The organism is Shewanella aestuarii (assembly GCF_011765625.1).
Lineage (GTDB): Bacteria > Pseudomonadota > Gammaproteobacteria > Enterobacterales > Shewanellaceae > Shewanella > Shewanella aestuarii_A.
The window spans coordinates 3,308,387-3,323,012 of record NZ_CP050313.1 but is presented as its reverse complement, the minus strand read 5'-3'; the positions used below and the strand labels follow the sequence as shown (position 1 = coordinate 3,323,012).

The window sequence follows — 14,626 nt, the reverse complement described above, 5'->3', positions numbered from 1 at the left end:
CTATGTCACTATTAAACTTACATTAGCATAACAGTTTGTTCTGGCATTTGGCTGCGTTCAAGTAATGTTATCCCTTGCAGATGATCATATTCATGTTGAAAAATTCTAGCCACAAAACCATCAAGTGCTTGATGGATGACTTTACCAGCAATATTCTGATACTGAACAGTAATTTGTTGATGACGCCAAATTGAAAGGCGTTTGCTAGGGATTGATAAGCAGCCTTCTTCAGCACACTCCATGTGTTCTGATGTGTTAATTATTCGTGGGTTGACGACTACCACAGGCTCCATTCTAGGCGCTAAGGGGTATCTAGCATTGGGCTTAGAAGCCATAATAAACATGGCTAAAGGGCTGAAAACCTGTGGCGCAGCAATCCCGACACCATTTGCTGTTGTCATGGTGAGCATCATTTTTTCGGCAAGTTTAGCGAGCTCATCGTCAAAAACCGTTACCGCGATTGCCGCTTTAGTTAAAATCGCATCCCCAGTGGTTGCGATAGGCATCAAGCCTGAATTTGACATAACGCCTATGTCCTTTTAAAAAATTGATGGTACTGATGTTTAGTAATGCGGCGGTGGTGTTTCTTCTGCTTGAGTAGCCATGTTACTAGGTTCCATAGCTTGCATTTTATTCACCATCAACATGATTTGGTGCTGCTGACGAGACACCAAATCATTAAGTTTAATCACCTCTTGATTCAACTCTTCTAAAGTGAGTTCTTGAAATGAAATCTTAGTTTCTAAGTCATCAATTTTTGCTAACAGCTGTTCCATCAAAACCTCTTAACGCTATTCTACATGCCAAGTTTCAATTAAGCCTTGGCTACTAACACTGACAATACTGCCATTGCTTGGTTGGGCGACAGAGTATACTACAGCGCCACGATTTTGGCTGTTTTTCGTTACCTGAACTTGCCATCGCTGAAGACGCTTGCCTGAGTCAACTTGCCACAAAAACACTTCTTTTGACGGGGTGCCGGTCAGCAGTTGTTGGTCTTGTTGAATAAAACGCGCGGATGAAAAGGTCATTTGGCGGCGCTTTATATCAAGACTAGATACTTTTAGACCATCATTTGACTGCCAAATACTGGCATTGCCAGCAATGTCGCTGGCAAAACTGAGTAACCCACTTGGGCTAAGTAATACTTTAGTTATGCGTGATTCTAATTGCCATTGCTGCAAGGGGTGCCCAGTTGTTGCTTGCCACAAGATGATCAAACCATCATTGCCGCCACTCAGTGCGAATTGGCCATCATCAGAAATTGACACACTGTTAATTTTTTCTTTATGACCTAAAAATTGTATTAAACCTTGGTTACTCGGTAATAAAGACATGACAGAGCCATCCACTAGTCCAATTAAAGCATGACCATTGTTAGCTAGGGCAATGCTTTGAGCATAAGCGGGTAATGCCCACCAACCGATAGATTCACCGCTTTGCATATTCCAAATCGCAACCGAATCACTGGCTAATGTTGCTGCGTAAAGATTGTTATTAGAAATAGCAGTATCAAATACATTACTGGTGTTTTTGGCTCCATGTACCCATTGATATTTGAGCTGTTTATTGGCGAGTGACCACAGCTGAACGCCATTACTAGCAGTACTAATTAATGCATGTTGACCATCTTGAGACAAGGTTGCACTGTAACTTGCATCGGTTGTGACAGCAAAAGTGTCATCAGCCACTGGTTGGCAAGCTGTGATAAAAAATGTGCAAAAAAACAGCATTGGAACGCGTAACATGAACTTGCTCCTTAAAAAGTTGTCCATAAAGACTCAACCCAATGGTATATCAGAAATAGTTAGTATAAAGTGGCCAACTAATATTAGTCTAATCATCTCATTATGAGCGTGATGAGCTTATTGTAACCACTAAAGGATGCTGAGGAAGCCTTAATGAAATCAATTTACAAATTATCGTTAGTTGCATTAGCTGTTGTCGGTTTGTCTGCGTGTAACCAAGAACAAGCCGTTGCTGAAGCTAAAAAAGTTGATCTAACAGCTGAAGCAAGTAAAGAAGCTTATAGCGTAGGTGCATCTATTGGTAAGTACATGTCTGGTCACATCAAAGAGCAAGAAGAATTAGGCTTTGCCGTTGATCGCGCATTAATCATCAAAGGTTTCAGCGATGGTTTAGGTGATACTGCTGAGTTAACTGAAGAAGAAATGCAAACTGTATTGCAAGGTCTAGATAAAAAGCTAAATGACAAGCGTTTAGAGCAAGCTGAAGCGTTGGCTGCTAAGTCAGTGGCTGAAGGTCAAAAGTTCTTAGAAGAAAACAAAGCTAAAGAAGGTGTTGTTACTACGGAATCAGGTTTACAGTATGAAGTATTAACTGCTGGCGAAGGTGATAAGCCTGCTGCAGAAGATACAGTTGAAGTTCATTACCGTGGTACATTAATCGACGGCACTGAGTTTGATAGTTCATATGCTCGTGGTGAAACCGCGAAGTTTCCACTTAATCGCGTGATCCCTGGTTGGACTGAAGGTGTTCAGCTGATGCCTGTAGGTTCAAAATACAAGTTCGTTATCCCTGCTGAATTAGCTTATGGCGATCGTGACACTGGCACTATCCCTGCGAATTCAACATTGGTATTTGATGTTGAATTGATCTCAATTGAGAAAGCAGCCGTACCTGCAGAGCAATAAATCCAAACGGTTTTAATGCGATAAGATATTGATAAAAAGGACGCTTCAGCGTCCTTTTTGCCATTTATTCACCGCAGGCTAAAGCCACTTTAAGCGGTAAAATATCAACATTTGAATCGCAATTAAACCTAATAGCCCACCACAAAACGCTGCAAATGCCCAATCTGTATCCGCACCTGGAATACCAGCAATATTGACACCAAGTAAACCTGTTAAAAATCCTAACGGTAAAAATATCGCTGAAATAAGCGATAGAAAATACAGGCGTTTGTTAACTTGCTCAGATTGATGCGATTGCAACTCTTCTTGGGTTACTCCGGCCCGATCGCGAATGGCGTCTAAGTCCTCAATCACTCTGACGATGGTTTCATGAATTTCACGGATCCTGAGTTTGTCATGCTCATCAAATAAGTCGCTTTGTTCATTCATCATCCGAGAGACTGCTTCACGCTGTGGGGCAAGGTAACGCCTCAAAATAACGGTTTGCCTACGAAGATCGGCAATATCGATGCGCAAGTTTTTATCACTATTAGTCACCACGGCTTCTTCTAACTCATCCATAGTTTCATCGAGTTTACGAATAAACTCCACTTTGCGCTGAGTTAATTGTTCTGTAACAGCCATGATAAATGCTGCAGTGTCTTTTGGGCCTTTGCCTTCGATTATGGCATCGGCAACATCAATGACTGATTGCAGTTGGCGCTCGCAGGTTGAAATAATACGATGCTCTTGAGCAAAAATCCGAATCGCCACCATGTCTTCAGGATCGGCATTGGGGTTGAGGTTTACCCCTCTCAGAGCCATGAGAATCGCTTTTTCAGAACTAACTACTCTTGGCCGAGTGTCAGAAGCTAGCAGGGTATCTGTGTCTGTTTTAGGTAGACCACAGTGCAATATCCATTTACGTACAGCAGGCTCTTTATAGCGTAAGTGCATCCACAGCAAACCATCTTCAGGTTTCCATTGGGCTACTTCTTGCGGGCTTAGCTGTTTACCTGCTTGAGGACCATTTAATAACAGACTGTAAATAAATCCATTTCTCATGACATATTGCCTTTAGGCTAAGTTGATCTTGTATCTTTGCACTTTACGATACTTTAGTGACATTCCAAAATAAGATTTATGCCATTGTGTTTAAACAAATAATAGTCATATACCTCAAGGTAGGGTAAAGAACCTCCTCAAAGATAGAGGCAAAATGATTGGTGTAAGTTACACTATAAATAGTAGGTTTTTCGATATAGTTGGATGAACGATGGAATACGAATTTCGACGCAACCGCCTAGATGGGACGGTTTTTGCAAACTTTAGTATGGAACATGAAGTCTTTGGTCGTTGGTTTGCTGAAGAGCTGGGCGACGATGCTGCTAGGGCTAAGTCAATATTAACTGATATTGCGCAATTGGTGTCTAAGCAGAGAAGTCAATGGCGTGATATTGGCCAAGATTTAACGATTGATGCTGATAACGAGCAAGTCCGTATTTTTGTTAATGCCATTGATTTTGAAGAAGAACATGATTTTGAAGAGGGTATGGGACTTTATGATGCTGAGTCTGAGGGTTTTTGCGGCTTAGAAGATTTTGAAACAGCATTAACAAGTTGGCTGAAGTTTATACAGGAATAAATGAATGCAAACATGTATTTGATTTGTGTTGCGGAGTGAATAAAAAACACGATTTCTACACCAAAGTGATAGCCATCGTGTTTTATTATTAAATTTGACCAATATTGGTTAAATTTATCTAGCGTGATACCGTTTAAATTATTTATTGATTCAAGTATCTAACCGCCATCTCTGTGCGAGATTTTGCATTGGCCTTACGTAGTAAGTTTTTCACATGCACTTTTACCGTGCCTTCACTAATGTGTAAATCTTCAGATATCACTCGGTTGCTTTTTCCTTCAGCCAGTTCTTGCAGAATTTGCAGTTCACGTGGGGTCAAGCTAGCAATCCACTCGTTATCATCAGCAGCTTCTTTCAGTTCATACAGGTAATCTTCAACTTCTTTACTAAGTACTCGGTGGCCTAACATGGCGTTTTTGAGCTGTTCTAGCAAAATTTCCGGCTCGGTATCTTTTAATAGATAACCATCTGCTCCAGCGCGTAATAAGCGAATCACATCTTGTTTGGCATCTGATACAGTTAAAATGACTATTCTAGCTGTGACCCCTTCTTGGCGCATAGCATTTAAGGTATCTAAGCCTGACATACCTTTCATATTTAAATCTAATAAAATGATGTCAGGTTCGCTATTGTTTAATGCGGTTAACGCATCTAAACCGGTTCCGGCTTCACCAAATAAAGTGAAATCACCATCTGAGGTAATAAGTTGGCAAATCCCACGACGAAGTAAAGGGTGGTCATCGACAACGAGTACAGAATATGGTTTACCCATTTAAAGGCTCCTGCTGTGGTGGAAAACTAAGTGTGACTGTGGTGCCGCCATTATGATTCGAATCAAAGGACAGCTGGCCATTTAATTTAGTGGCTCGTTCATACATGATGCCGATACCAAAGTGTTGATCGCGCTCTTTTAAATGCGAAACCCCCATGCCATCATCGGCAATACAAATGTTGATTAAACCCGTATCATCCGCTAATTGACAATTTATCATGATATGTTGTGCTTGGGCGTGTTTTATTGCATTTAAAGTTGCCTCGCGGGTGAGATGCAAAATATGAATATGTTGCTTTGCTTCTAATAGGTGTGCAGGCAAGTTGTAGTTTAGCTGTAATTGGATTTCGGTTTGTGGCCTTAATTGATCTAACATGACTTCTAATGCTTGATGTAAATTGGGTTCTTTTATACTTAAGCGGAACGTTGAAAGTAGTTCTCGTAATTGGGCGTAGGCATAGTTTACTCCATCATTGATTTCAGTTATTTGCAGATCTACATCAGCACAGCGGCATTGCTCTGGGAGTTTTTTGCGCAGTAAACTGACTTGGATTTTTAAAAATGATAACAACTGCCCTATAGAGTCATGTAACTCTCTGGCGATTACCGCTCTCTCCTCCATTAACGCCAACTGCTGGCGCTGTTCAGAAGCATTGTGGATGGTAATTGAGCGAGCAAGCATCAGAGCAAAGTTAATAAATAATGGTCGATTGATTTTCTCTGTTGAAATGACTTCTAAATAACCTTGGCTAATCTGCTCAAGTTGTAAAGGGAATTTAACGCTTATCATTTGTTCTGCAGGCCAGCCTTTATCTGCTTCAATAACATCCTGTGAGTTATCTTCATGTTGGATGACTAAGCGTAAGTAATCTAATTTTTCATAGCCTTGCAACTGATTCAAAGCGGATTTCAATGCTTTGTAATCCAGCTTTTCAGAGTTCAGCATGATCAAGTTGTCATACAGAAAATTCAATTCGTTATTGGCCTTTGTTAACGCGATGGTTTTCTCGAAGACTTGTCCTTCTAGATCTTCATACAAGGTTGATAGTTCGGTGGCGGTTTTTTTCAAAGCATTGCTGAGGGCCGTTAATTCAATAAACTCAGTTTTAGGCATATCAACGTTAAAATTGCCTTGCGAAATGGTGATGGCACTATCCATAAGCAGTTGCAAAGGTTTAACTACGCGCTTACGCGTATATATTACTGCCACAGCGGCCAAAATAAGCATTAATACTAAACCAATCGCTTGGCTGAAAACCAGTAATCTTAATTTGAACACCGCAAAGTGTTCCATTTCTAATACCAGTAAATCAATCGTATCAACAAAGTCTTTCAAGGCAGCGTTATACAGTGTTGAATTGCCACTTTCAGCGTATTCGCGCATCACCTGCCATTTATCAATAACCAACAAATACTGGCCTGATAGAGATGTTGGGGTGTACCAATCTAATGAGCGTTTTAATACATCTGAATTGAGAGTGTTTTCAAATTCAATAATTTTATCTTTGACTTTATTGATATCAGAATTGGCAAAAAATTGCAGACGATAACTCTGCATGCGTAAAGAACCTGAAGCATTAATGGCGCGCGCGTCTCCAATACTAAAAGATAAATTAATAATCGCGTAAATTGCTAGGCTCGATGAAAGCAAAATGAGTACTAACATTAGCCCGAAGATGGTGGACGTTAGGCTGCCACGTTTTAACATTTACATTCCATTTTTGTTTGATTGTTGTTAATTAAATCTATCTGCACAAGGTTTAACAAGTTGAACTAAACGCTAGAGAAATAGCAGGTTTCACATTTGCTTGCGTTTGGTTGGTTAACAAAATTGCAAAAACGTGAACTGCAACACGTTTACATTTTGATCTGGCGCAAACTTCGTCGGTTATACCTCATAAGGGGTATATTTAATTTCGCTTAATGCAGCTAATTTTGTTGCTGGAATACGTGCTTATGAAATTAAAACATAATGTAACACGGAGAATGAAGGTGATGAAGATGAACTTAAAAACAACGGCGCTAAGTGCAGTAATTGCTGCAAGCTTTTTAGCTTCAGGGGTAATGGCAAGCGATAAAACCGAACCAAGAAATGAAGTATTTAAAGATAAATACTCTGCTCAATATGAAACTTGGCACGATACCGCAGAAAGCAAAGAAATTGTTGATATGCTCGAAGAAGTACCGAGCTTGGTCGTTTTATGGGCGGGATATGGTTTTGCCAAAGATTACAATGCACCACGTGGCCATATGTATGCATTAACTGATGTTAGAAATACACTTCGTACAGGTGCCCCAACCAGTGCGGAAGATGGCCCAATGCCAATGGCGTGTTGGAGCTGTAAAAGCCCTGATGTACCACGTGTAATAGAAGAGCAAGGTGAGAATGGTTATTTTGCTGGCAAGTGGGCAAAAGGTGGTCCTGAGATTGTCAATACTATTGGTTGTGCTGACTGTCATGAAAAAGGTTCAGCTAAACTTCGCATGTCTCGTCCTTTTGCAGCTCGCGCAATGGAAGCAATTGGTACCCCATTTGATAAAGCCTCGCGTAAAGACAAGCAGTCAATGGTTTGTGGCCAGTGTCACGTTGAATATTATTTTGAGAAAACAGCAGATCGCCCCGGTTTTGTGAAATTCCCTTGGGATATGGGAACTACAGTTGAGCAAATGGAAGTTTACTATGACAACATGGAGTTCTCTGATTGGACTCATGCAGTATCTAAAACACCAATGCTAAAAGCACAGCACCCAGGTTATGAAACTTGGAAACTCGGCGTACACGGTAAGAACAATGTAACTTGTACTGATTGTCATATGCCTAAAGTAGCTAAAGAAAACGGTAAAGGTAAGTTCACTGATCATAAAGTAGGTAATCCATTTGATCGCTTCGACGACACTTGTGCAACTTGTCATAATCAAAGCAAAGAGTTCATGGTTAATTTAACTGAAGAACGTAAGCATAAAGTGGCTGACTTAAAAGCGCGTGCTGAAGAGCAATTGGTAAAAGCTCACTTTGAAGCCAAAGCTGCATGGGATGCAGGTGCGACTGAAGCAGAAATGAAGCCTATCTTAATGGATATTCGTCATTCACAGTGGCGCTGGGATTATGCAACGGCATCACACGGTGTAGCAGCACATGCCGCAGATGAAGCTTTACGCATATTAGGTACCGCAGTTGATAAAGCGGCTGATGCGCGTGTTAAACTTGCTCAGTTATTAGCGGCTAAAGGTGTTAAACAGCCAATTGCTTACCCTGATACATCAACTAAAGCTAAAGCACAAGCTGCACTAGGTATGGACATGAAGAAAATGAATGCTGATAAAGAAGCGTTCAAAAACAACATGGTACCTAAATGGGATGCTGAAGCTAAAAAGCGTGAAGCAACATATAAATAAGCGAGCCTAGGCTATAAACGAAATCTAACGATACGTTATCGAGATAAGTTAACTTGTCAGATTGGTAGTCGATCAAAGCCCTCAACATTGAGGGCTTTTTACTTAGCAATATTTTATTTTTTTACCTGCGCCAAAATTGTACACCCCTGAAATTCTGCTGCACCAAGATCATGCATTGCCATTTTATTATGCACAGGCATGGTGCTTTATTTGTTGCATCATGCAGCAAATAAACTTTAGATCCTTTTAAAAACAATACCTTAAAAAAATGGCCTAATGATTGAATTAGTTAGTTATACAAATTTATAACAACTTAACAATTCTTTTTATTTTAGGAGGTCGGGATGAAACTCGTCAGCGCAATCATCAAACCGTTCAAATTGGATGATGTCCGTGAAGCTATTGCAGGAATGGGCATTGAAGGTATGACGGTAACAGAAGTTAAAGGCTTTGGCCGTCAAAAAGGTCACACTGAGTTGTATCGTGGCGCCGAATATCAAGTGGATTTTTTACCAAAAGTAAAACTAGAAATTGCCACTAAAGCTGAAAATTTAGACATGTTAATTGAAGCTATTACCGCAGCGGCCCATACCGGCAAAATTGGTGATGGCAAGATTTTTGTGACTGACTTAGAGCAAGCCATCCGCATTCGTACGGGTGAAGTAGATAACGAAGCATTATAAAGGGTGATGATAATGGAAGAATTAGCAAAACTAGGTGTCACGGTTAGCGAGTTACGCTTTGCGTTAGATACATTTTACTTTTTAATTTCTGGCGCATTAGTAATGTGGATGGCAGCAGGTTTTGCCATGCTTGAAGCGGGTTTAGTGCGTTCTAAAAATACCACAGAAATTTTAACCAAAAACGTTTGTCTTTATTCTATTGCCTGCATCATGTACCTCCTAGTAGGTTACAACATCATGTATGTCGATAATGCTGAAGGCGGAATTATCCCATCATTTGCAGCCTTAATTGGTTCACAAGCATCAGATGCAGATCATGCATTAGAGTCTGACTTCTTTTTCCAAGTTGTGTTCGTAGCCACTGCGATGTCAATTGTATCTGGCGCAGTAGCAGAACGTATGAAGCTTTGGGCTTTCTTAGTGTTTTCTGTTGTGATGACGGCTGTTATCTACCCAGTTGAAGGTTATTGGACTTGGGGTGGTGGATTTGTATCAGAAGCCGGTTTTGTTGACTTTGCTGGTAGTGGTATTGTCCACATGGCTGGTGCTGCTGCCGCTATCTCTGGAGTGTTATTACTTGGCGCTCGTAAAGGTAAATATGGAGTAAATGGCCAAGTTAACCCAATTCCTGGCTCAAACTTACCTATGGCTACATTAGGTATGTTTATTCTATGGATGGGTTGGTTTGGCTTTAACGGTGGTTCACAGTTATTAGTATCAGATGCTGAGAATGCTTCAGCAGTTGCAAAAATCTTTGTTAATACTAACTCAGCTGCAGCGTTCGGCGCCGTATCGGCATTGATTGTGTGTAAAATGGTTTGGGGTAAAGCTGATTTAACTATGATTTTAAATGGTGCACTAGCGGGCTTAGTCGCTATTACTGCTGATCCATTATCACCTTCACTCGTGATGGCTGGTGTGATTGGCTTGGTTGCTGGTGGCGTTGTTATCTTCTCAATCATTGGCTTTGACCGCATCAAGATTGACGACCCAGTTGGTGCCATTTCAGTTCATGGTGTAGCGGGTTTCTTAGGTTTGATGTTAGTGCCGTTATCAAATGCTGATGCTAGCTTCGGTTCTCAGTTATTCGGCGCAGCAGTTATCTTTGGTTGGGTATTCGCTGCTTCATTAGCGGTATGGTTTGTGCTGAAAGTAACTATGGGGATCCGTGTAACAGAAGAAGAGGAATACAATGGTATGGATGCTTCTGACTGTGGTATTGATGCTTACCCTGAGTTTGTAAGTGTTAAGTCTGCTAGTTAATTATCTGATTTAATTTATGTTAATCAAAAGAGCCCGCTAAGGGCTCTTTTTGTATCTATATAAAAGAACCTTTGTGCTAAATTAAAGAGTAGCGATTGAACTTGAAGGTCTGATGATGAAAATATTTGCGTTAGTATTGATTGGATTTACATTTGCAGCTAGTCAGGTTTTTGCTGGGCAGGTTGTTGTGCGAAAGTCTTCTGAGCCTTTTGATGCTTTTGCTGTAAGGGATCAAGTTGCTAAAGATCATCAATGGCGTGAAGCTTTAAGAATGCAGCAGCAAATCCAGATTTTACAAGCCTTACCACTTGGGTGTTTACCCGTTGTAAAACCTTATCATTACTATCGTTGTAATGGGCTGTCGTACCGCCCTTATCAACATAAAAATCAAGAGCTTTTTATACAAATAGACCCTCCTCAAACCGAGGAATAGCCATATATCAATGTTGGTTTAGGTATTCACTTTATTTAATCTCCACTTTTTAGGCGATTTTTTAGTCAAATCTTTATCGTTTGACTAAACTTAGCTTAGCGTCTGTGGATTTAGGAGGGTGAGCCATGCTGACCATACAGAGTCATTGGATATATGAGCTGGCGATAAACCTTGCGTCAATTGCAGTTAGAGAAGCCAAGGTTGCTGTCTTTTTACTGTCATTTTTACTGCTATCTGGCTGCCAAACTACCCCTGAAACTACACAAAATCTTAATACTGACGCCTTGTTTTATGATGAGCTGTTTACGCCTGTAGCAATACAATCTCCTGAAGAAATTTTCGCACTACCACAAGAAGTGATCATAGAAGTTAAACAAGCCTATTTGAAAGATAAGTCGATCCGCAGTAAAAATTTAGCGGTACATGATTGGTTAGCTCAGTATATTGGTGCACAGCAAGGTGGCTTTGAATATCGCGATCATTACACTCGAAATGCCCAAGAAACCGCATTGAGTAGAATGGGCAACTGTATGTCATTAGTGGTACTTTCAGCCGCATTGGCTGATGTTTTTAATATACCTGTTGAGTTCCAAGATATTGACGTTGAGCCTGTTTGGGATAAGCGAGGAGGATTTTATTTAGTCAATGGTCATGTCAACCTACTGTTCTCTCCTGTTGCAGAATCTAATACCTACTTTGTACGTGGAAGTAAGGTGTTAATTGATTTTCTGCCAGAGCGGGCTATAAGAGGTTACAGTAAAAAAACAGTTAATAAGCAAACACTTACAGCAATGTATTATAACAACGTTGCTGCAGAGGCGCTAGTCAGTCAACAACTTGACTTAGCTTACGCCTTAGTTAAAAAAAGTATTCAACTAGACCCTTACTATGTATCAAGTATTAATACATTAGCGGTTATTTATCGTCGCAAGGGAGATGATAAAAAAGCTGAGCAAGCCTATCGAGCTGCGTTAAGTGTCGACTCGCATGATGTCACAACCTTATTTAATTTAGCTTTGATTTTAGGCGAACAAGATAGATTAGAGGAGTGGGCTGAAGTCCATAAAATATTGGAGTTAGCTCGTATAAATAATCCGTTTTATTACTATGATATGGCGCAACATGCGTATTTTGAGAAACAATATCAAGAAGCCTTGGTATGGTATAAGCGTGCCGTTGAGAAAGCCGATTATCGTCATGAGTTTTATTTTGGTTTGTCTCGCGCTTATTGGGCAACAGGCGACCAGACATTAGCGAAAAAGAATATGGAAAAAGCCCTTACGTTAACCGGCGACCTAAACAATAAACGTCGTTACCAAAGTAAGTTACAAGCAATGAAAAGTTGGTAGACTAGTGGTTTTGAGTGACTTTAAATGTGAGTCTAGTACGTTGGTTACAGTTAATCATTGGTAGTGGGCTTTTTCTGCATCCAGCAATATTTTTTGATAAACAGTACTGTGTTTTAAGCTTGAAATCGCTTTATCAATGGCCTTTGCCGTATCAGGACTATGGCAAGCAATATGGCGCTGAGCAGGGGCAAATAAAACCACTTCAGTGATCTCTTGATCAGTATTAACCTTGTGTTTCACTTGGTTTCGATAATAATTAAAAATTCTTCTTTCTAAAACAATCGCTTGTGTATGCCCTTCAAACAACATTAATACCTGGCTTTTTTGGTTGCTCATTTCATTATAATCTTGATGCTTGAAGGTCATTTGTTTAAATTCTTCGCCTAAATATTGATTGGCATTTTGAAAACCGATTAAAGATATACGTAATAAGTCTTCCAACTTATTGATGTTTAAGTTGTTTTTTGACAAATAAAATACATTGTTTTGGTACTCAATTAAGCTTTGAGTCAGGTAAAGTTTGTCTAGATTTGCTGGTGCATTAATGATGCAATCTACGGCTTTGGTACTCACTAACCGAGAGGCTCGAAGGTTGGAAGCAAAAGTAATATTGGCAATTTCTAAATCATGCATCTTTAGCGCAGCGTTTAATAACTCGTATTGCACTCCACCATTTTTATGGATAAAAAAATAAGGTTCAATGCTATGGCTTGTTGCGAAACTAATTTTTTTCGGCGAAGAATTGGCTAACGCTGTAGCACTACACAATAAACAGCATATTATTAATCCGCAGTATGTAAAAATGAGGTTTAATGTGTTTTGTTTAGTGTAATTAGATTGATCCAAAATATCCTACCTAAAAATGGCCACATTAACGGTATTTTCACCATCACATCAGTGTTTGCTTAATTATAACAATAGTTTTTCATTGTTGCTGAATATATATCGCTTAGGTCATTCATTTACTCGTGCTTGATGAGGGAAAAGTTATTTTTAGAAATTACTAATCCATTTAAATACAGATGCTTAGTTGTGAATATTGGGTTTGGGTAATCATTGGTTGATTTGTTAGGTGATAGTAAGTAAATTTACTAATCAAACAATTTAAAATAGCATGGTTAGCCACGAATAGAATTGGGGTTGGCTAATATTTAATCGCCGGAGTTGTAAATTATTATGAGTTATAAAAATGATGATGTTCGTATCAATGAAGTAAAAGAACTATTGCCACCGGTTGCTATTTTAGAACGATTTCCGGCGTCTGAAAAAGCTTCAGAAACGGTTTTTAATGCGCGACACAGTATTCATCAAATTCTAGCAAGAAAAGATGACCGTTTACTTGTCATCATAGGCCCATGCTCTATACATGATCCAAAAGCAGCACTTGAATATGGCCAGCGATTAGTTTCAATGAGGCAGAAATATGCCGGTGAGTTAGAAGTGGTTATGCGTGTTTACTTTGAAAAACCACGTACAACAGTCGGTTGGAAAGGCCTGATTAATGACCCTTATATGGATAACAGTTTTCAATTAAATGATGGTTTACGCACAGCACGTAAATTATTGGTTGATTTAAATGATCTTGGTGTGCCAACCGCTGGTGAATATCTGGATATGATTACACCGCAATATTTGGCGGATATGATGTGTTGGGGAGCGATTGGCGCTCGTACGACAGAGTCTCAAGTGCATCGAGAGTTGGCTTCAGGTCTCTCGTGTCCAGTGGGGTTTAAAAATGGTACTGATGGCACCATAAAGGTGGCAATTGATGCGATTGGTGCAGCGAGTGCACCGCATCATTTCTTATCAGTGACTAAATATGGTCATTCTGCGATTGTGTCGACCAAAGGTAATTTAGACTGCCATATTATTTTACGCGGCGGTAAAACGCCTAATTACAGCGAACAAGACGTTAAAAACATACAATCTCAATTATTAGCAGCAAAGTTACTAGACAATGTAATGATTGATTTTAGCCATGCTAATAGTGCTAAAGATTTTAAACGACAAATGCTTGTTGCAGACGATGTTGCAGGTCAAATTGCAGCTGGTAATGAAGGAATTTTTGGGGTAATGGTTGAAAGCCATTTAGTAGAAGGCCGCCAAGATATCATTGATGGTAAAGTGGCATGCTATGGTCAGAGTGTGACAGATGCATGTATTGGTTGGCAAGATACTGAATCATTACTTGCGACCCTGAGTGAAAGTGTGATTAGGCGTCGCGGCTAACGCAGAGGTAAGGTAATTAAATAAGGCGTTAATAACGCCTTATTTTTTTGCATTTTCAGTAAGGTACTCATTGGCTTTGGCTAATGAACCAAATGCAGAGATGAGATTGTTACGGCCCTTATCTTGCAGCTCTGGATTTCCTGATTCAATCATCATCCAAACCCATGTTTGGATTAATTGTAGTGGAGGATATTTAACGTTTGCATTGTCCAGCATAAAGCAT

At 39.9% G+C, this 14,626-nt stretch carries 16 protein-coding genes; 8 read left to right on the top strand and 8 right to left on the bottom strand.

Features of this window, described 5'->3' with window-relative positions; all coding sequences use genetic code 11:
- Positions 1-17: 17 nt before the first annotated feature.
- From def to HBH39_RS14580, 3 genes are read right to left on the bottom strand one after another with little or no spacing between them, the layout of a single operon-like run.
- Positions 18-524, bottom strand: a complete 507-nt coding sequence (gene def, locus HBH39_RS14590) for a peptide deformylase (RefSeq protein ID WP_167679416.1) — start codon at positions 522-524, stop codon at positions 18-20.
- A gap of 39 nt (positions 525-563) precedes the next feature.
- Positions 564-776 carry a SlyX family protein gene (locus HBH39_RS14585; RefSeq protein WP_167679415.1) on the bottom strand — a complete coding sequence of 71 codons (213 nt, stop codon included), beginning with the start codon at positions 774-776 and terminating at the stop codon, positions 564-566.
- A gap of 15 nt (positions 777-791) precedes the next feature.
- Positions 792-1,748, bottom strand: coding sequence for a WD40 repeat domain-containing protein (locus HBH39_RS14580; protein ID WP_167679414.1), 957 nt, complete (start codon positions 1,746-1,748; stop codon positions 792-794).
- 153 nt (positions 1,749-1,901) lie between these two features.
- Here HBH39_RS14580 and fkpA point away from each other — a divergent pair, with 153 nt between their 5' ends.
- On the top strand, positions 1,902-2,654 hold the full coding sequence (gene fkpA / locus HBH39_RS14575) for an FKBP-type peptidyl-prolyl cis-trans isomerase (RefSeq protein WP_167679413.1): 753 nt from the start codon (positions 1,902-1,904) through the stop codon (positions 2,652-2,654).
- A gap of 78 nt (positions 2,655-2,732) precedes the next feature.
- On the opposite strand, the gene HBH39_RS14570 is transcribed toward fkpA, so the two are convergent.
- Positions 2,733-3,698 (bottom strand): zinc transporter ZntB, encoded by a 966-nt coding sequence (locus tag HBH39_RS14570; RefSeq protein ID WP_167679412.1) that lies wholly within the window; start codon positions 3,696-3,698, stop codon positions 2,733-2,735.
- A 211-nt stretch (positions 3,699-3,909) separates the two neighbouring features.
- On the opposite strand from HBH39_RS14570, the gene HBH39_RS14565 reads away from it, so the two are divergent.
- Positions 3,910-4,278 (top strand): YacL family protein, encoded by a 369-nt coding sequence (locus HBH39_RS14565; RefSeq protein ID WP_167679411.1) that lies wholly within the window; start codon positions 3,910-3,912, stop codon positions 4,276-4,278.
- 142 nt (positions 4,279-4,420) lie between these two features.
- On the opposite strand, the gene HBH39_RS14560 is transcribed toward HBH39_RS14565, so the two are convergent.
- Positions 4,421-5,050: a response regulator gene (locus tag HBH39_RS14560; protein ID WP_167679410.1), complete on the bottom strand. Its 630-nt coding sequence runs from the start codon at positions 5,048-5,050 to the stop codon at positions 4,421-4,423.
- Complete coding sequence (narQ, locus tag HBH39_RS14555; RefSeq protein WP_167679409.1) at positions 5,043-6,758, bottom strand: nitrate/nitrite two-component system sensor histidine kinase NarQ; 1,716 nt, start codon at positions 6,756-6,758, stop codon at positions 5,043-5,045. Before narQ ends, HBH39_RS14560 begins: the two co-directional genes overlap by 8 nt.
- A 287-nt stretch (positions 6,759-7,045) precedes the next feature.
- Between narQ and nrfA the strand changes: the two genes are divergently transcribed.
- The 5 genes from nrfA to HBH39_RS14530 all read left to right on the top strand — a co-directional run bounded on the left by nrfA (position 7,046) and on the right by HBH39_RS14530 (position 12,174).
- Positions 7,046-8,446, top strand: coding sequence for an ammonia-forming nitrite reductase cytochrome c552 subunit (nrfA, locus tag HBH39_RS14550; RefSeq protein ID WP_432280160.1), 1,401 nt, complete (start codon positions 7,046-7,048; stop codon positions 8,444-8,446).
- A gap of 344 nt (positions 8,447-8,790) precedes the next feature.
- Entirely contained in the window at positions 8,791-9,129 is a 339-nt protein-coding gene (locus HBH39_RS14545; RefSeq protein ID WP_167679408.1) for a P-II family nitrogen regulator, read from the top strand.
- A gap of 12 nt (positions 9,130-9,141) precedes the next feature.
- Positions 9,142-10,392: an ammonium transporter gene (locus tag HBH39_RS14540; RefSeq protein WP_167679407.1), complete on the top strand. Its 1,251-nt coding sequence runs from the start codon at positions 9,142-9,144 to the stop codon at positions 10,390-10,392.
- Positions 10,393-10,504: 112 nt separating this feature from the next.
- Positions 10,505-10,825 (top strand): hypothetical protein, encoded by a 321-nt coding sequence (locus HBH39_RS14535; protein ID WP_432280123.1) that lies wholly within the window; start codon positions 10,505-10,507, stop codon positions 10,823-10,825.
- A 125-nt stretch (positions 10,826-10,950) separates the two neighbouring features.
- On the top strand, positions 10,951-12,174 hold the full coding sequence (locus tag HBH39_RS14530) for a tetratricopeptide repeat protein (protein WP_167679406.1): 1,224 nt from the start codon (positions 10,951-10,953) through the stop codon (positions 12,172-12,174).
- Between the two features lie 54 nt (positions 12,175-12,228).
- Here the strand turns inward: HBH39_RS14530 and HBH39_RS14525 are convergent, their stop codons facing one another.
- The gene (locus tag HBH39_RS14525) at positions 12,229-12,942 is read right to left on the bottom strand and encodes a substrate-binding periplasmic protein (RefSeq protein WP_167679405.1); all 714 of its coding nucleotides are present in this window, start codon (positions 12,940-12,942) and stop codon (positions 12,229-12,231) included.
- Positions 12,943-13,350: 408 nt separating this feature from the next.
- On the opposite strand from HBH39_RS14525, the gene aroG reads away from it, so the two are divergent.
- Positions 13,351-14,403 (top strand): 3-deoxy-7-phosphoheptulonate synthase AroG, encoded by a 1,053-nt coding sequence (gene aroG / locus HBH39_RS14520; RefSeq protein WP_167679404.1) that lies wholly within the window; start codon positions 13,351-13,353, stop codon positions 14,401-14,403.
- A 39-nt stretch (positions 14,404-14,442) separates the two neighbouring features.
- Here aroG and HBH39_RS14515 read toward each other — a convergent pair whose 3' ends face one another.
- Entirely contained in the window at positions 14,443-14,619 is a 177-nt protein-coding gene (locus HBH39_RS14515; RefSeq protein ID WP_167679403.1) for a hypothetical protein, read from the bottom strand.
- Between the last annotated feature and the right edge of the window lie 7 nt (positions 14,620-14,626).